Genomic DNA, 16,912 nt, shown 5'->3' on the forward strand with positions numbered 1-16,912 from the left:
AAACTATACCGAACAGAATACTCCTCATGGGAGAGGCGGGTCCGGATGAAGAGTCATCTTATCAGGATCGGAGGAGATAGCATGAGCTTTCTGGAAATTGTTGCATTGCTCACGCTTCTATTAAAGATCATTGAGCTGACTCAGAAAAAGGACTAATTATTTTGTTCGAAAAATGGAGGGGCTTACAAGAGCGCCCTCCATTTTTAATTTGCACAGGCCGTCATTCATTACGATGAAGGCCTGTTTGCCGTTTCATCGGCTGCCGTCACTCTTACCCGCAGCAATGGAGGTAAACCAATCAAATAGGTAGTGCTGACGACGATCGTGCACAGGCCGAGAATATAATGGAGCCAGGTGATCGTGATGAAAGCAGGGAAGGCGAGTGCGACAAAACCAAGCGCCAGGGAATGGCCGAGCATCATGACCGGCTCGATCAGCGCATTGACTTTCCCGATGTTCTGCGGCGTAACGAGCTCGGGCATCCAGCTTCCGAGCGCTATATTGACTGGAGCAATCGTTATGCCAGCGAGCAGCACGATCGGCAGGTAGAACCAGATCCCGTTCGTAGAACCAAGCGTGATAATGATGATACTGGACATAAACAGTCCGGCGATCAGAACGTTGGCCCGTGAGAACCGCTTGATAAATAAAGGCCCGATGATGCTGCCGATTAAAAAACCGATGCCCAGAAAAATCGTAATGAGCGAGGAATGAACGATGTAGTTGTCCGGGCTAAGCTTATATTTCATTGTAAAGATGGGGAGTACGGAAAAAACGCCGTTGATGATGCCGAAGAAAAGAAAGCCGGAGACGAGCATGAGGAGCAGCTTGAACTTGATGATATAATCCAGCCCTTGCCGAAAATCTTTGATCACCATCGCGAACCGCAAATCACGGAGCCGTTTCTTTCCGTTTGGCATTAGCGCTGTCTCCGGAAACTGGCAGAGAGACAATAGAATGCCAGAAAGAATAAAGCTTAAGCAGTCGACGATAATTGCGCCTTCGATTCCTAAATAATAGTAAGCCATTCCCCCGAGGCTCATGCCAAACAGCAGGAACACGCCTGTAATCATCTGGTTGAGCCCTGACGCCTGAACGTATTGCTCCGTTCTGATACTGCCTTGCAGAAGCCCCATCTCGGCAGGGCCGAAAAATTTCGACACTGCGCTGCGCAGGAACAGGATGAGGAAGCACATGAAGATGACATCATAGTGTACAAACAAGAGGAGCAGCAGTGTCAGCCCTGCGCGAATCCAATCACTATTGACAGCAATCCATTTCCGGTTGATCAAATCCGCGATCACGCCCACAATCCAGAACACAGCCAGAGTAGGCAAAGAATACATCAGCTCTGCCATCGTCGCTAAGGAGGGGCGTGTACTGAACCGGTCCACTAAGTAATAAGCGAAAGCCATGTTTCCAACGACGGTACCTAACTGGGACAGGAAATTTGCTGCAAACAGCTTCGAAAAGGTAGGGTTGCGAAATAGCGCAATCATATTCGGATTTCCTCCTCTATGTATCATTTCATTAGCGGACTTGCAGCAGCTGTTTTAAATACTTGAGCATCTCACTTAGTTGAAGCTTCGTATCGGCGATTTCCGTACCAACTGCAATTGCATGCATCATAATGCCTTCCTGAAAGGAAGCGATTAACCGAACGATGGCATTCACAGGCAAAACAGGGGTAAACTCGCCGCGGTCAATGCCCAGCTGCAGCAATTTTGCCAGCCTTTCAATACCGTTCTCAAACCGAGTAGTCAAAATTTCTCTTCGTGCAGCATCACGCCATCCCGTCAGAAAATATTCGTAGAAAGGGGGAAGGAAGCTGTCTGTAACGGAAATAAGCGGCTCCATCTGCTGCGGCGAGTAGACCTCCAATAAGACATCCCATATGGAAGCATGGCGGGCCATAAGCTCTTCCAAATACCGTTCATAATCCGAGTCCGACTGCTGAAGCAGCGCTTCGAATATTTCTTCCTTGGTCTGAAAATATAAATAAATCCATCCCCGGCTCATGCCGGTTTCTTCCACGATATCCTTCAAGGTAGCAGGCTCATAGCCTTTTTGAACAAAAACCCGTTTGGCAGCTTGTAAAATTTCTTGTCTTCGCTGCTCTTTTTGCTGTTTGGAAATACGGGGCGACACGATGATCTCCTCCTTTTTCTGTAAAATGAACCGTGTGTCATTTTAAATTATAATGACATGCGGTTCATTTTACAATAGCGAAAAGAAAAATCTACCACAGCCAATAGGGCTGGGATACAATATGACAAGATAGGATGATATTTTGCATTGCGGGAGCTAGTGAAGATGAACAAAAGCTGGATGATTAAAATAGCGGTTATGCTGCTCGCGGTTAGCTTGCCAGGCTATTTGCTGGTTCAATTTGCGATGACCGGCGCCAATTCGAAGGTTGAAGCGAAGGAAGGCTTGCTGGATTTAAGCCATTGGAGCTTCGAGCAGGAAGGCAGTGTCGAGCTGAAAGGCGAGTGGGCCTTCTATTGGAACCAGCTGCTTACGCCAGACAATGTGGAAGCCGGGTCTGCTGCGCAGACCATGATCCAGGTGCCGGACAAATGGAACGGCTATTTGCAGGAAGTCGAGGGGGTTGACCGGGCAACCGGATACGCGACTTATCGTCTCAAAATCAAATTAAGCGAGGATCAGGCCGGCATATACGGCCTTCGGACTTCGAACATTCGGATGGCCAACCGCATATTCGTAAACGGCCAAGAAATCGGAGCCAGCGGATCACCTTCTGTAATTGAGAGAGAGAGCAAGCAGGGGAACGTGCCCTACACCCGGTTTTTCCCGCTAACAGGGGGGACGGCCGATATTTTGGTCCAGGTGTCGAATACGATGTATTCCAGTGGAGGGATGATTTATCCCATTACCTTCGGGGATCAGGCTTCCATACTAAACATAAGAGATCATGCCGTGTTTAAGGAAGCCATTATGATTACCGGTTTTTTAATACCGGCTGCTTATTTTCTAATTCTGTACAAGCTCAGGCGGCAGGAGCGGGGCATGCTGTATTTGGGGCTTTACTGCCTTGTCGTTCTGCTCTACATTCTAACGCATGGAGAGAAACTGCTTGCGTTGCTCATTCCTTCTTTTTCCTATGTGCTATTGATGAAGCTGCAGTTTATCTCTTCAACACTCAGCTACTATTTTCTGCTTCTGGCTGCCGCTGCGCTTAATCCTAGAGCTGTACATAAGAAGGCGATGCTGTTCTTCCATTCGCTGGCTGCTCTGCTGATGACGTGCGGCATATTCCTTCCTACGATGATTTTGTCCGTATGGGAGCTAGAGCTGATTGGCGCCGGCTTTTTAATGCTGCTGTTTTTGATGTATGTAATGATCAGAGGAATGCGGGGCAGCAAAGCGGACGCCCTATTCATGCTTATGAGCATGCAAAGCGTGGTGGCCGTTATTGTCGTCAGCGTGCTGCAGGTGCTTGGCATTTATAACGATCAAGTGCTTATTCCGTACGAAATGCTCGTATTCGTTGTCGCGCAAGCCCTGTTGCTTGCCCAGCGCTTTACAGGCTCTATCCGTGCAGTTGAAGAGCTGTCAAGCAGGCTGATGACTCTGGACGGGTTAAAGGATGAATTTATGGCCAATACGTCGCATGAATTGCGGACACCGCTGCATGGCATGATCAATATCGCCCAATCGATGCTGGAGGGGGCTGCCGGAGCTGTCGGAAGCCAGAAGCATAAGGACAATTTGGCCATGATCGTTACGACGGGCAAACAGCTGTCCCTGTTGATCAATGACATTCTGGACTTCTCCAAGCTGAAGAACGGCGAGATTGAGCTGCAGAGACGTGCAGTACATTTGCCTTCCGTTGCTCAATCCGTACTGGAGGTCATTCCTTATTTGCTGAAAAAAAAGGAGATCGTGATCGTTCAGCATTGGCCGGAGCCGTTGTCTCTTCTAGATACGGATGAGGACCGGCTGAGACAAATTTTGTACAACCTGCTGGGTAATGCTGCAAAGTTCACAAACAAGGGGCAAATTACGCTTTCAGCCCGGGAAGCGGGCGGCTTCATTACGATAACGGTTGAGGATACCGGGATCGGCATTGCGGCTGATCGTCTGGAGTCGATATTTAACGCGTTTGATCAAGGGGGCTCCGCTGCTCATCGCGAATATGCGGGAACGGGACTTGGACTCAGCATTACGAAGAAGCTGATCGAGTTGAACGGAGGGCGGATCAAGGTAGAGTCAGTGCTTGGTCATGGCTCCAGCTTTACTTTCACCTTGCCGGTTGCGAAGCTGTCAGCGCTGCCTGCTCCGGCGCATGCCGAAATGTTGCAGCAGGCGGCTGAGACTGCTCTAGGGGCCATACCGCAGCAAGCTGGACTTACCCATAATAATGACGAATCGGATCACTCTATTCGAAGCCGGAGCCATGAAGGGTTCCGGGTGCTGGTCGTCGATGATGATCCGGTCAATTTGCAGGTGCTCATTAACTTGCTCACATTGGAGCAATATGAGGTGACGGCGGTAAGCGGTGCGGAGGAGGCGCTGGCGTCTCTGGCGGGCGCTCAGACTTATGATCTGGTCATTACCGATTGGATGATGCCGGGCATGTCGGGGCTGGAGCTGTCCCGCGCTATTCGCGAGCGGTTTATGCTGTCAGAGCTTCCCGTCCTGCTGCTGACTGCAAGAAGCCGGCCGGATGATATCCGCACAGGCTTTGAAGCGGGAATCAACGATTATTTAAGCAAGCCGGTAGACGCTGGAGAGCTGAAAGCGAGAGTCCGGACGCTGCTGGAGCTGCGCCAATCGGTTCGGATAGCGGTGCAGTCCGAGCTCGCATTCTTGCAGGCACAGATCAAGCCTCATTTTTTATACAATGCATTGAACACGATTATTGCCTTTTGTCCGACGGAGCCTTATAAAGCAATGGATTTGCTGATCGAGCTAAGCCAGTATTTGCGCAGCAGCTTCGACTTCCGCAATCGCGACCGTCTGATTTCCTTGGATAAGGAGCTGGAGCTGGTCCAATCTTACTTGACGCTTGAAAAGGCGAGATTCGATGAGAGGCTGAAGGTAGAGCTGGATCTGGAGGGAGATATGCATACACGGATACCTCCGTTATGCATTCAGCCGCTAGTGGAGAATGCGATTAATCATGGCGTTATGAAAAAAGAACGTGGCGGTACAGTTACAATAAAGGTTCGCCAGACGGAAAGCATCATTAACATTGAGGTTGCCGACGACGGGGTAGGGGTAGACGCGGAACGGCTGTCCCGTGCTCTATCGGATGGGGGAAGGGTTGGGCTTAAAAATATTAATCGCCGGCTGCGTATGCTGTATGGCGAGGAATTGCATGTGGACAGCCAGCCGATGAAGGGGACGACAGTCAGCTTCGGGATTCCCAAGACACATAGGCATTAAAAGCGGCTGCGCGATTGGACGGGAAGAAGCATCTCCCGTTCTCCCTGTGAGCCACTGAGTTATGCCGCTATTATGCTGCGATGCTCCCGACCGCATTTTCCGCATTGTGAAGGCTGTAAAAGGTGCTTGGTACTGTCGTGTTAATGCCGGTTACAGAGCTGCCGTCTTTGATAGGCGTGACGTCGGTCATAAATTCCGTATCCGCATTATCGGTGACGGCTGCGCCGGGATCTGCAGTTTCGGCTCCGTACTTTACCAATCGTTCCATAGAGCCGTTTAGTGACATAACAGGCTTTTTGGTGTCTGGGGCTAAGCCCTCATTGTATTCTGGGGCCGCCACGATGTTGTTGCCGCGAGAAAAGTAGGCTTTGCCATTCGGTAAAAAAGCAATTGAGTTCAGCGAAGAAATCGGCGAGCTGCTCTTCCTCGTGATCTGACTGCCGTCTGGTTTTACTGTGTAGAGGTGCAGATCATTCTCGCCAACGATGTAAATCATACCGTTAGGATCAACGCTTAAGCCGTATAAAGGCGTGCTGAACTGATCTATAAGTTTAGTGGCTTGGCCTTGTCCTGGCGTGAGCTTATAAATGCCTTTACTGGCATAGTCGGTAAAATATAAATTGTCCGCTGCATCAAAGCTGATTCCATAAACGTAGCTTAAGTTGGTTGCGTAATAATTTGTGCTTACAGCAGCTGCGGCGGAGGAAGAGAGCGGCAGGCTGGCCAGATCGCTTTTAGCGATTTTTTTGATAACCGCGTTGTTATCATCGACTGTATAGAATAAATCTCCCGCTTGATTGAGAGCGACGGACATCGTCCTGTTTAACTCCAGCACTTTAGTCACAATCCCGGTATGGATGTCTGCCCGGTAAATGCCGCCTGGATTGTCTCTTTGTGCTGCGTAGATATAGCCGTCATGGTAAGTGATAGCTCTCGCGCCGGTGAGTTGTACGCTATTGAATTCGCCGCCTGCAGTTGTCGACGGATCAGGTGCCGCTAAAGCGCCGGACAGCGGAAATGCTCCGGTGAGCATGAACACGATCAATAGTACAGCTGTTATTCTTTTCATGCCAAGTAACCCACTCCTACTCGTCGTTGTTAAACAGAAACGAATCTATCGTATACAACAACGCTGAACCAATTCTGAGCAATTTCGACATCATTCAACGTTTTTTCGCCTAATAAAAAGTCCGGCAGCGGGATCAGACCTCGCACTGCCGGACTTTTTGTTAGGACAAATCTAATTTTGTATGAGTGCTTGATAGAGAGCTGTCGTTTCCTGATCAGGCTCTGTGCCAAGCTCCTTGTTCAGCAGATTGACGAATGACCGGTAATGGCGCTGTACCGCTTCCGCATCATTCAGTTTGGCGCTAGCCTCTAACAGATGACGGCAAATTTCTTCCGAGTAGGGATCCCTTTGCTGGGCGGACAATAGCCGGGTTATCGCATGCGTCTCGCGGCCTGCGCTTGTTTCCTGTCTGGCAATTGCGAGTACAAACTCCATGTATTGCCGCCGCAGCTGCTCCTGCCGCGGCTTGGCCCACCAATAATCATTTTCCTCCAGATAATGGCCGGTATAGAGACGCAATATGCTGTCATAATGGGGGTGTGCGGCTGCCAAAAAGGCAGAATCGCCAACGGGCGCACTGGTTTCTGCAATAGCCCTCTCGAACAGCTCGACATCCGTAAAGGCGTCTTCGCTTGTAAGCGACAGCCGGTAGCAATCTTGCGAGAAATCAATGACGGCCTCTTCACTCCACTCCCGCAGCAGCTTGCGAATTTGATAGATAGAAGTATGCAAGTGGGTCATCCCTTTATCGGGAGCATAGTCGGGCCACAAGCAATCCAGCAATTGTTCCTTGCTGATCCATTGCTCCTTCAGATGCAGCAGATAGGCGAACAGCTCTTGTGCTTTAGAGGTCCGCCACTTCAGCTTGGAGCTCGGCGTTTTGCCGGTGCGAAGCTCCAGCCGGCGAAAGCAGACGATTGCTGGCTCATTCTCGATCCGGGCAACCGGCTCTGGCAGCTGCCTTTTATAATTCGACAGCTCGATCATGCGGTTGACTGTTTTGGAGAAGCGGGCCGAGCTGACCGGCTTTAGCAAATAATCGAGCGCATTAAGCTCGAAGGCCTCAATGGCATGTTCGGAGAAGGCCGTGACAAAGATAATGCGGATGTCAGGATCTGTCTGCAAAATATATTCAGCGGCAGTCAAGCCGCTCATTTCAGGCATGCCGATATCGAGGAAGACGAAGTCGGTTTTGGACGTGCGCAAATGCTCCAGGCTTTCTCTAACTGTCGTATAGGCCCCAGTTACTTCGATCCGTCCGTCGTCCTTGATTAATCGTTCCATCTGGATCAACGCTGCTTTCTCATCATCAATTAATAGGGCTTTCATTTGTCTGAAGGAAGCTCCTTCCATGAAGGGATAGTTTATTTATTCATAATTGCATTTTAATCCTGCTTTTGTCCAGAAATGGTTCATTGACTTTTTGTATACTAGGAAAAATGAACGAAGGCGTGGAGGCTGAAGCTATGGCGAACATTGTAATTGCCGATCACTCGATTGAAACCCGGATGATGCTGAGAAACCTGCTGGAGCATGACAATCACCTGATCGTTGGCGAAGCTGCCGACGGAGAAGAAGCATATAGAGAATACGAACGGACAAAGCCGGATTTAATTATACTGGACATTCCCGGCTTAGACGGAATGGCTGTTCTGCGTAAAATTTTATATTATTATCCTCACGCACACATCCTTATGATCAGCACAGATAATGATACGAACACAGTGCTGCGGGCCATTCGGCTTGGAGTGAAGCAGTTTCTAGTCAAACCGCTTGAAGCCGAATCACTGAGCAGAGCGGTGCAAGAAACGCTGGAGCAGCTGGCGCAGTTAGAGCAGCGGCAGGCCAAGGTGGTGGAATCCAAGCTGGCTGCCTTTTTGAACAGTTTGGATTAGACCGGACTGCAGCTAGCTGTCAGATCAAAAGCGAGAAACAAAGGCGTCAACCTGCGGGTTGGCGCCTTTCAGTTGTTCGCCAAAGCGAATATCAAATGCAATGTGCATTTCAAAGTGAAGGATTATGGAAGCTTGCAGCAGCGGCTGCCGCCATCTGGACATTCTCTCTTGCGGAGCGGGAAGACTAGTTAGCATCTTGATTAATCGGGTAGAATAGATTAAGAAGAGTATGTTTTCCAGTTTGCCATCGTTAATGGTGAAAGGGGGCGGCACATGCGAAAACACGGAGGCAAGCTGCTTGTCTTGACGCTTGTCGTAATTATTGCGTTCAGCTTGGAGAAAAAGCTGGATTTGTTCTCGGTTCTGGCCGATGCCGGTCAAAGCTCGACGATGGATCAGCTGGGGTCTGCGATGGCGAAGCAATTCCAGAGCCGGTCGGAGCATTTTACACTGCAATATGCAGGGGATAAAAAGCAGCTTTCCGACACGCTGCAGACGACGATTCGCAGTTCTCTTGCCGAGGATGACTATACGGCTTATATTCTCGATTCCTATCTGTATACCATTCGCAGCTGGGGAGACCGTTCTACGATAAAGATTGAGGCAAGATACAGGGAGACGCCGGAGCAGACGGCGCAGGTTGACGAGACAGTCAAGCAAGCGCTGGCCGGATTGCTGACGCCTTCTATGAATGACCACCAGAAGGTGAAGGTTATCCATGACTGGATTGTTACCAGATTGGATTACGATCAATCCTTAACCCGTTATACCGCTTATGAGGCTTTAGCCACAGGGAAGGCGGTATGTCAGGGCTATTCACTGCTTGGTTATAAAATGCTGAAGGAAGCCGGCATTCCCGTATTGATAGCGGAAGGTTCGGTCAAAACAGGCGATCATGCCTGGAACATGGTGCAGTTGGACGGCGAGTGGTACCATCTCGATCTGACGTGGGATGATCCCGTCGTACAAGGCACGGAGCAAGCCGGAAGCGCTTCCTCGCGACTGCAGCCGATCCGGTACACCTACTATTTGAAGACAGACAAAGAAATGAAGGCTGATCATGATTGGGTCAAAAGCTATCCGGCTGCAACAGCGAGCTACAGTGAAAAGCTGCAGAAGCTGGGAAGCGGGGACGCGGCTGAAGCGAAGGCATTCGTCCAGTTGAAAGAGGACTTAGGGCTAGGATGGCTTGAAGCCGGCCGGACGATTGCTGATCGTAAAGCGCTGTCTCAGGCTGTATCGAAGCAGCTTGCGGTGAAAAACGACAAGTTCCAGTTCCGTTACATCCCCGGCGATCTATTGTCGGAAGATCTGAAGGATGCATTCCTCGAAGCGGGCATCCCCGTCGGGTATTCCGCCAGCTATGAGCCGTACGGCAATGACGGCTCGATGCTCGTCAGTGTTGAGGTGAGTTATAGTAACTGAGTGGTCAAAATGTAAAAGTACATTTTGATTAGCCTCATATGGCGGGAAAAAGCGTTCAAAATGCAAAAGTGCAGTTGAAATCGCTCGATTTCACTCTTTAAGGGCATTCTAGGCCGATCAAACTGCATATTTGCATTTTGATGCGAGAATTCGCCCGAAAAGCACGTTTCTACATGTATTTTTGCATTTTGATTGGTTGCACTCTATATAGCAAGCGAGGCGTGGCTTGTCGACAGGGGCGGCGAGGCAGGAGCGGGAACATCTCGGTAGACCTTAAAAGCAGCGGTTAAGAGAAACTGTCGAGCTTATAAAAATCGGCAGTAAAAAGCCCGGCACGATGGATGTGCCGGGCTTTGTTTGTGAAAGAGCGGCTAGTGTGCAGCGTTGAAGCTATAGCTAGCTAATTGCTATTGCTGCTCGCGTGCGCGGGCTGCGGTCATTTGCTGCCATACCGAACCGGCGGCTTCTTCGCCGCGTTCGATCCGCTCCAGCGCCATTTGCGCTTGAAGCTGAATTTCGAACTCCGTGTCCTGTGCTGCTGTACGAAGCGCCTCAATCGCACTTTCGTCGCCCACTTCATATAGGAAACGGGCAGCACGCCAGCGGACAAGCTTATTCGTATCACGGAGCGCTTCGATCATCGGGCCGGTTGCCGCAGCGTTGCCCCAATCGGACAACGTGTCGCCGGCTGTACGGCGGACAGCCGCAGATTTGTCGCGCAACGCCTCGATCATGTAAGGCATTGCCTCCGGCGTATCGCGAAGGTCGCCGAGATAGACGACGGAGAGCCTGCGCACGGACATATTGTCATCGCGCAGCGCTTGCGCGAGAACAGGAAGCAGCTCCGGCTCGGCATTGCCAATGCGCTCGAGAGCGGCATAGCGGACCTGCCATTCCGGCGATTGCAGCCGTTCCGCGATTTCTTCTGCGGACAGCGGCGCAGGTCTTTCCGGGACAACAGTCTCCTCGCCGGGACCAAGCGCTTGCGCTGCTTCAATCAGGGCGCGTAGCCGCTCATCTGTATAAGCTGCGTCCAGTTCCTTCACAATATCGGCAGCGATTTCTTCCAACTCGCCGTAGCGTATGCCAAGCTCCTCCAGCCGCCGTTCGCGAATCATAGAGGCGCCAGCCGCCTCCGCTACTGCCTCACCGAATTTCGGCGGCAGGGCGGAGCGGGCTTCGCGCTCGCCGGTTTTGACCCGGACCTGCATCGGAATGCCGCGGAACATTTGGACGAATACATGCGCTTCGCCGTAGCTTTCCGCAGAAGGCACGGCAGCGTCGGCTTCGGCACCCGCTTCGCCGCCAGAGAGCAGCGTACGGGCTTCAGCGAGAATCCGCGCCCAATCCGCGTTGCTTACGCGGTCCAGCGCGATGAAATCGGCTGTGCGGAACACGCTCCGCACGCCTTCGATCGCAAGAAGGCTGCGCAGCGGCTCAGGAGCGCTGTCAGCTTCCTTTTTCGTATACGATTGCTGCAAGCCGCGCGGAAGCGGCTCGTCAACATTAAGTTTCATGGAATTAGGACTTGGCGTTGGTTCAATCGAAATTAGCTTCATAGCTCGTTGATGACCTCCCATTCAATAAGCGATATGCATATAAATACTGTACACAAATAGTGTACATGAAATCGCGCTTCGATGCGAATGGCGATTGCTCTGGAGAATTGCAGTTTTTGATCGTCTTGTTGCTTCTGTCTGGCGTAGTTGATATCTTTACAGTATAGCTTTTTTCTGTAAACAAATATTCCGTCAAAGATATGATGAACATCCACAACTACGCATACGAAGCGAGGGATGCAGCATTGAGGCCTAAGAAGTTTGTAAATATCGAGCCGATCGAGCAGCACAATTCGTTCAAACAATTTTCGAGATGGCGTCAGGAACGAATGAGCCGGGTTAAACAGAAGGATTACTCGTATACTGTGCCTAACGTTGAGCCGGAGCTTTCCTTTCTGCATAATTGCCGCAGCCATAAACAGCCTTCCATTACATGGGTGGGTCATTCGACTTTTCTCCTGCAAGTGGCAGGGCTTAATTTGATTACCGATCCGGTGTGGTCGGGACAGATGGCTTTTCAAAAAAGACTGGCGCCGCCGGGCATTCCGATTGAGGATGTGCCTCCGATTGACGTTGTCTTAATTTCGCACTCCCATTATGACCATTTGAATATTCAATCACTCCGCCGTCTTGGCGGTCGCAAGCAGCTGCTCGTCCCGGCAGGACTGAGCTCCAAGCTCAAGCTGAAGGGATTTACGAATGTCAAAGAGCTGCACTGGTGGGAATCCGTCCATATCCATGGCGTCAAATTCACATTCGTCCCTTCGCAGCATTGGACCCGCCGCAATCCTTGGGATGCGAACAGCTCCCACTGGGGCGGTTGGGTAATCGAGCCTTATGCCTCGTCTATGCCGAATTCGGCGGGTCCATCTCAAGGGACCACGACAGTTCAAACAGATGGAAAAACGGGAAGGCCGATCGTTTGCGAGGCGCCGACGATTTATTTTGCCGGGGACAGCGGTTATTTCCAAGGGTTTAAGGAAATCGGCCGGCGGTTCGATATCGATGTGGCACTAATGCCAATCGGCGCGTATGAGCCTGAATGGTTTATGGGACCGCAGCATGTTACGCCGGAGGAGGCGCTGCAAGCTTTCGAAGATACGGGGGCAAAATGGTTCGTGCCGATGCATTATGGTGCGTTCAAGCTTGCTGACGACACACCGCGCGAAGCGCTTGACCGGCTCGAAGCAGAGCGTACCGCCCGTGCAATTGATGAGGAGCGGGTTGTCGTTCTTCCGCATGGGGAGACATGGAAGCTTGCTGGCGGTCAAGGACCCCAGCCGAAATGACAAATATGAACAAAGCCGAGCCAAATGCGTTCAATGACAAGCGGTTTGGAGAGCGATATACTAACAGCAATAGCAGTTATTATTAGGGAGGTTTTTTCATACTATGAGTCAACCTATTCGTCTTGGCATAATTGGAGCAGGAGCCATTGGCAATGTTCATCTGACGACTTTTGCTAAAGTAGATACAGCGGACATCGTTGCTGTAACCGACGCTTATTTGCCGCTTGCGCAGCAGCGTGCGGAGGAGCACGGCATTTCGGTCGTTCATGACAGCCCTCAAGCTTTGCTTGATGATCCGACATTGGATGCGGTTATTATCGCAGTACCGAATCAATTCCATGCTTCGCTTGCGATTGAAGCTTTGAAGCAGGGCAAGCATGTACTGCTGGAAAAACCGATGGCGATTGATTCAGCCTCGGCCCGCGCCATTGTCGATGCGGTGGAGCAGTCCGGCAAAGTGCTTATGATGGCTCATCAAATGCGCTGGAGCGGGCTCGGACGAGCGATTAAAGCCCGTATCGACAACGGCGATCTCGGCAGCATCTATAATGTGAAAACCGGCTGGATGCGTAAAAAAGGCATTCCGGGCTGGGGCTCGTGGTTTACCCGCTCCGACCAATCCGGCGGCGGCCCGCTTATCGATATCGGCGTTCATATGCTGGACCTGTCGCTTTACTTGATGGGCAATCCGAAGCCGGTATCCGTCTACGGCTCCACTTACGCGGAGTTTGGCCCGAAAAAAGAAGGAATCGGCAGCTGGGGCACGCCAAACTGGGAAGGCTACTATGACGTTGAGGACTTGGCGTCTGCATTGATTAAGCTCGACAACGGCGCGACGCTGTCGCTCGATGTTAGCTGGGCAGCCCATTCTGCTGCGCTGAGTGAGGATCCGTTCATTCACCTGATGGGAACGGAAGGCGGCGTATCGCTAGTTGGCGAAGCCGGATCTTATGTGACGCATCAGGACAATGAAGTGGTGAAGACGGATATTGAGCCGCTGGACGGCGAAGAGGACCGTGTTCTGCTGAGCAAGCATTTTGTGGAATGCGTCATTGAAGGCAAACAGCCGATTGCCCCTGCGCTTTCCGGCTACACAAACATGCGTATTCTCGATGCGATCTACGAATCTTCCCGCACTGGAAATGAGGTTAAGCTGAACTGGGACTAACGTTTCATTTCGTTCCTTTAATTTAATGAGCAGTATAGTAACAAATTAAATAAATAAATAAATAAAGTCATAAGAAAGCTCTCACTTACGCGAAAAGAAATGATGCGAAGCGGGAGCTTTTTTGCTGGCGTTCAGCGCCAATCTTCGCTAACCTCCATACCACTTGCTCCCAAAACGCAGAAAGCAACTAGTTAGTCGGCTGTAAAAGTAACATCGTCTTTGTATGGTTTGGTTAGAGGAACTTTGCAATGTTGGTTAGGCTGTAGGACGATGCAGAGAGGTTAGGCTGTCTCCAGCGAAGCAAGTTCGTAAAACAGCGAAAATAGATTCGCAATTGGAGGGTGCGGCAAGGTGCAGCTGTCTCGAACGAAGCTGTTTCGCAAAATAGCGAATCTGGTTTCGTTGTATATGTGGTGCAGGGAGGCTCGGCTGTCTCCAGCGAAGCAGGTTCGCAAAATAGCGAACCTAACTTCGTTGGCGTAAGTGTACAGGAAGCAGGTATTGCATACAGCGAAGCAAACTTCGCAATCCGCGAACCAAGGTTCATGAGTAGCGAAGTTTGCTTCGCTAATGGAGAGAGCCGTCTCTGAACTGGTGCAAACAGCGAAATTTCCTTCGCAAAATAGCGAATCAGCTTCGCTTAACTCCATACCGCTCCCTCCCAAACGCAGAAAGTAACTAGTTAGCCGGCTGTAAAAGTAACATCGTCTTTGTCTTGTTTGGTTAGAGGAACTTAGCGAAGTTGGGTTGGTTGTGTAGGAAGGTGCAGCGAGGCTCGGCTGCCTCGAACGAAGCAGGTTCGCAAAACAGCGAATCTGGTTTCGCTGGAGATATGGTGCAGCGAGGTTTGTCTGTCTCCAGCGAAGTTAGGTTCGCAAAATAGCGAACCTAACTTCGTTCGAGTAAGTATAGAGGAAGCAGCTATTGCATACAGCGAAGCAAGCTTCGCAATCCGCGAACCAAGGTTCACGAGTAGCGAAGTTTGCTTCGCTAATGGAGAAAAGCATCCCTGAACTAGTGCAAATAGCGAAATCCTCTTCACAAAATAGCGAAACAGCTTCGCTAATGAAGTGAATCACCTTGAACGGGGCAAAACAGCGAACCTGCTTCGCTAACCTCCAGACCGCTGACTCACCCCACGCAGAAAGTAACTAGTTAGTCGGCTGTAAAAGTAACATCGTCTTTGTCTTGTTCGGTTAGAGGAGCTTAGCAATGCTCATTGGTTTAGAGGATACAGCGAAGCAGGCCCCGTTAAAGAACCAGCGAACGGCAGCTCCCTATCCGCCAGCGCAACGAAGCGGCCGGGACAGACGCTGCGGCCGCGAAAGCGGCTTGTACAGCGGAAATGTCTGCATTTTTCAGCCTGAAAATCCGATTGCGGCGTTCGTTTCCGGTGTAGACTGTGTTATAATGGTTCGAGATATTGAGTATGGAAGAGAAGGACGGGTTGCGAACAATGATTAGTACAAGTGGCATAACGCTTCGCTACGGGAAGCGCGCGCTTTTTGAAGATGTTAGTATTAAGTTTACGCCAGGCAACTGCTACGGTCTGATCGGAGCGAACGGCGCTGGCAAGTCTACGTTTCTGAAAATTTTGTCCGGTGAAGTCGAGCAGTCGCATGGCGAAGTGCATATTACACCGGGTGAACGTCTGGCCGTACTGAAGCAGAACCATTATGAATATGATGAGTTCGCGGTACTGGAGACGGTTATTATGGGCCATAAACAGCTGTATGACGTGATGAAGGAGAAGGATACGCTTTATGCCAAAGCGGACTTCACCGATGAGGACGGCATGCGTGCAGGCGAGCTTGAAGCTGAATTCGCTGAAATGAACGGCTGGGAAGCGGAATCGCAAGCGGCAGAGATGCTGAACGGCCTTGGCATTACGACGGATCTGCATGATAAGAAAATGGCGGAGCTGGGCGGCAACGAGAAGGTTCGCGTCCTGCTGGCGCAAGCCTTGTTTGGTGAGCCGAACATTCTGCTCCTCGATGAGCCTACCAACCATTTGGACATTGAATCGATCCGTTGGCTGGAAGATTTCTTGTCCCGCTATGAAGGCACCGTTGTCGTAGTCAGCCACGACAGGCACTTCCTGAATACGGTATGTACGCACATTGCGGACATCGACTTCGGCAAAATCCAGATGTACGTCGGCAACTACGACTTCTGGTACGAGTCCAGCCAGCTGGCGCTTCAATTGCAGCGCGGCGAGAACAAGAAGAAGGAAGACAAGATTAAGGAGCTTCAAGCGTTTATTCAACGCTTCAGCGCCAACAAATCGAAGTCCAAGCAAGCTACTTCCCGTAAGAAGCTGCTTGATAAAATTACGCTCGACGACATTCGTCCGTCGAATCGTAAATATCCGTTCATCCTGTTCAAAGGCGAGCGCGAAGCCGGCAAATCGCTTCTGCTTGTTGAAGGGCTGACGAAAACGATCGATGGCGAAAAGGTAATCGACAACTTGACGCTGACGATCAACAAAGGCGACAAAATCGCTTTCGTTGGACCAAACGGTCTGCCGAAGACGGCATTGTTCCAATTGCTTATGGGTGAGATGGAGCCTGACGCTGGTTCTTACCAATGGGGTGTAACGACGACTCAAGGCTACTTCCCGAAAGACAATGCTCCTTACTTCGACGGCGTTGACCTCAACCTCGTAGAATGGCTGCGTCAATATTCGAAAGATCCGGACGAAACCTTCATCCGCGGTTTCCTTGGCCGTATGCTGTTCTCGGGCGACGATGCGATGAAGAAAGCAAGCGTATTGTCCGGCGGCGAGAAAGTCCGCTGCATGTTGTCCAAAATCATGCTCAGCGGCGCGAACACGTTCATTCTCGACGAGCCTACCAACCACTTGGATCTCGAATCCATTACAGCATTGAACAACGGTCTGACTGATACGGACTGCACCGTACTGTTCACATCGCATGACCATCAGTTCGTACAGACGATTGCGAACCGCATCATGGAAATTACGCCTAACGGCCTGATTGACCGGATGATGACTTATGATGAGTACCTTGAGAGCGAAGAAGTTAAAGCGCTCCGCGAGCGTATGTACGCTGTCTAATAAACAGTAATAAGAAAGA

General features: G+C 50.7%; 13 protein-coding genes. 7 read left to right on the plus strand and 6 right to left on the minus strand.

Features of this window, described 5'->3' with window-relative positions:
* Positions 1–227: 227 nt before the first annotated feature.
* Both ACFVVF_RS14205 and ACFVVF_RS14210 read right to left on the minus strand, forming a co-directional pair.
* On the minus strand, positions 228–1,499 hold the full coding sequence (locus ACFVVF_RS14205; protein WP_387810387.1) for an MFS transporter: 1,272 nt from the start codon (positions 1,497–1,499) through the stop codon (positions 228–230).
* Between the two features lie 31 nt (positions 1,500–1,530).
* Complete coding sequence (locus tag ACFVVF_RS14210) at positions 1,531–2,148, minus strand: TetR/AcrR family transcriptional regulator (protein ID WP_387810390.1); 618 nt, start codon at positions 2,146–2,148, stop codon at positions 1,531–1,533.
* Between the two features lie 165 nt (positions 2,149–2,313).
* On the opposite strand from ACFVVF_RS14210, the gene ACFVVF_RS14215 reads away from it, so the two are divergent.
* Complete coding sequence (locus ACFVVF_RS14215; protein WP_387810393.1) at positions 2,314–5,412, plus strand: hybrid sensor histidine kinase/response regulator; 3,099 nt, start codon at positions 2,314–2,316, stop codon at positions 5,410–5,412.
* A gap of 70 nt (positions 5,413–5,482) precedes the next feature.
* On the opposite strand, the gene ACFVVF_RS14220 is transcribed toward ACFVVF_RS14215, so the two are convergent.
* Both ACFVVF_RS14220 and ACFVVF_RS14225 read right to left on the minus strand, forming a co-directional pair.
* Positions 5,483–6,481 carry an NHL repeat-containing protein gene (locus ACFVVF_RS14220; RefSeq protein ID WP_387810396.1) on the minus strand — a complete coding sequence of 333 codons (999 nt, stop codon included), beginning with the start codon at positions 6,479–6,481 and terminating at the stop codon, positions 5,483–5,485.
* A 171-nt stretch (positions 6,482–6,652) separates the two neighbouring features.
* Entirely contained in the window at positions 6,653–7,810 is a 1,158-nt protein-coding gene (locus tag ACFVVF_RS14225) for a response regulator (protein WP_387810399.1), read from the minus strand.
* A gap of 137 nt (positions 7,811–7,947) precedes the next feature.
* Between ACFVVF_RS14225 and ACFVVF_RS14230 the strand changes: the two genes are divergently transcribed.
* Positions 7,948–8,376, plus strand: coding sequence for a response regulator (locus ACFVVF_RS14230; RefSeq protein WP_387810402.1), 429 nt, complete (start codon positions 7,948–7,950; stop codon positions 8,374–8,376).
* Positions 8,377–8,400: 24 nt separating this feature from the next.
* Here the strand turns inward: ACFVVF_RS14230 and ACFVVF_RS14235 are convergent, their stop codons facing one another.
* Positions 8,401–8,538 (minus strand): hypothetical protein, encoded by a 138-nt coding sequence (locus tag ACFVVF_RS14235; protein ID WP_387810405.1) that lies wholly within the window; start codon positions 8,536–8,538, stop codon positions 8,401–8,403.
* A gap of 111 nt (positions 8,539–8,649) precedes the next feature.
* On the opposite strand from ACFVVF_RS14235, the gene ACFVVF_RS14240 reads away from it, so the two are divergent.
* Positions 8,650–9,801 (plus strand): transglutaminase domain-containing protein, encoded by a 1,152-nt coding sequence (locus ACFVVF_RS14240; RefSeq protein ID WP_387810408.1) that lies wholly within the window; start codon positions 8,650–8,652, stop codon positions 9,799–9,801.
* A 407-nt stretch (positions 9,802–10,208) separates the two neighbouring features.
* On the opposite strand, the gene ACFVVF_RS14245 is transcribed toward ACFVVF_RS14240, so the two are convergent.
* Complete coding sequence (locus tag ACFVVF_RS14245) at positions 10,209–11,360, minus strand: virulence factor (RefSeq protein ID WP_387810411.1); 1,152 nt, start codon at positions 11,358–11,360, stop codon at positions 10,209–10,211.
* A gap of 245 nt (positions 11,361–11,605) precedes the next feature.
* Between ACFVVF_RS14245 and ACFVVF_RS14250 the strand changes: the two genes are divergently transcribed.
* The 4 genes from ACFVVF_RS14250 to ACFVVF_RS14265 all read left to right on the plus strand — a co-directional run bounded on the left by ACFVVF_RS14250 (position 11,606) and on the right by ACFVVF_RS14265 (position 16,893).
* Entirely contained in the window at positions 11,606–12,649 is a 1,044-nt protein-coding gene (locus ACFVVF_RS14250) for an MBL fold metallo-hydrolase (protein ID WP_387810414.1), read from the plus strand.
* A gap of 103 nt (positions 12,650–12,752) precedes the next feature.
* Positions 12,753–13,817, plus strand: coding sequence for a Gfo/Idh/MocA family protein (locus ACFVVF_RS14255; RefSeq protein WP_387810417.1), 1,065 nt, complete (start codon positions 12,753–12,755; stop codon positions 13,815–13,817).
* Between the two features lie 1,212 nt (positions 13,818–15,029).
* On the plus strand, positions 15,030–15,281 hold the full coding sequence (locus ACFVVF_RS14260) for a hypothetical protein (RefSeq protein ID WP_387810420.1): 252 nt from the start codon (positions 15,030–15,032) through the stop codon (positions 15,279–15,281).
* A complete protein-coding gene (locus ACFVVF_RS14265; protein WP_387810423.1) occupies positions 15,274–16,893 on the plus strand; it encodes an ABC-F family ATP-binding cassette domain-containing protein in 1,620 nt (539 codons plus the stop codon). Before ACFVVF_RS14260 ends, ACFVVF_RS14265 begins: the two co-directional genes overlap by 8 nt.
* Positions 16,894–16,912: the final 19 nt, after the last annotated feature.

It is taken from the genome of Paenibacillus sp. NPDC058174 (assembly GCF_042883865.1).
In the GTDB taxonomy this organism is placed as follows: domain Bacteria; phylum Bacillota; class Bacilli; order Paenibacillales; family Paenibacillaceae; genus Pristimantibacillus.

Coding starts and splice junctions, on each gene's coding strand:
- ACFVVF_RS14205 (WP_387810387.1), bottom strand. CDS start 1,499: ATGATTGCGCTATTTCGCAACCCTACCTTTTCGAAGCTGTTTGCAGCA.
- ACFVVF_RS14215 (WP_387810393.1), top strand. CDS start 2,314: ATGAACAAAAGCTGGATGATTAAAATAGCGGTTATGCTGCTCGCGGTT.
- ACFVVF_RS14220 (WP_387810396.1), bottom strand. CDS start 6,481: ATGAAAAGAATAACAGCTGTACTATTGATCGTGTTCATGCTCACCGGA.
- ACFVVF_RS14225 (WP_387810399.1), bottom strand. CDS start 7,810: ATGAAAGCCCTATTAATTGATGATGAGAAAGCAGCGTTGATCCAGATG.
- ACFVVF_RS14230 (WP_387810402.1), top strand. CDS start 7,948: ATGGCGAACATTGTAATTGCCGATCACTCGATTGAAACCCGGATGATG.
- ACFVVF_RS14235 (WP_387810405.1), bottom strand. CDS start 8,538: ATGTCCAGATGGCGGCAGCCGCTGCTGCAAGCTTCCATAATCCTTCAC.
- ACFVVF_RS14240 (WP_387810408.1), top strand. CDS start 8,650: ATGCGAAAACACGGAGGCAAGCTGCTTGTCTTGACGCTTGTCGTAATT.
- ACFVVF_RS14245 (WP_387810411.1), bottom strand. CDS start 11,360: ATGAAGCTAATTTCGATTGAACCAACGCCAAGTCCTAATTCCATGAAA.
- ACFVVF_RS14255 (WP_387810417.1), top strand. CDS start 12,753: ATGAGTCAACCTATTCGTCTTGGCATAATTGGAGCAGGAGCCATTGGC.
- ACFVVF_RS14260 (WP_387810420.1), top strand. CDS start 15,030: ATGCTCATTGGTTTAGAGGATACAGCGAAGCAGGCCCCGTTAAAGAAC.
- ACFVVF_RS14265 (WP_387810423.1), top strand. CDS start 15,274: ATGATTAGTACAAGTGGCATAACGCTTCGCTACGGGAAGCGCGCGCTT.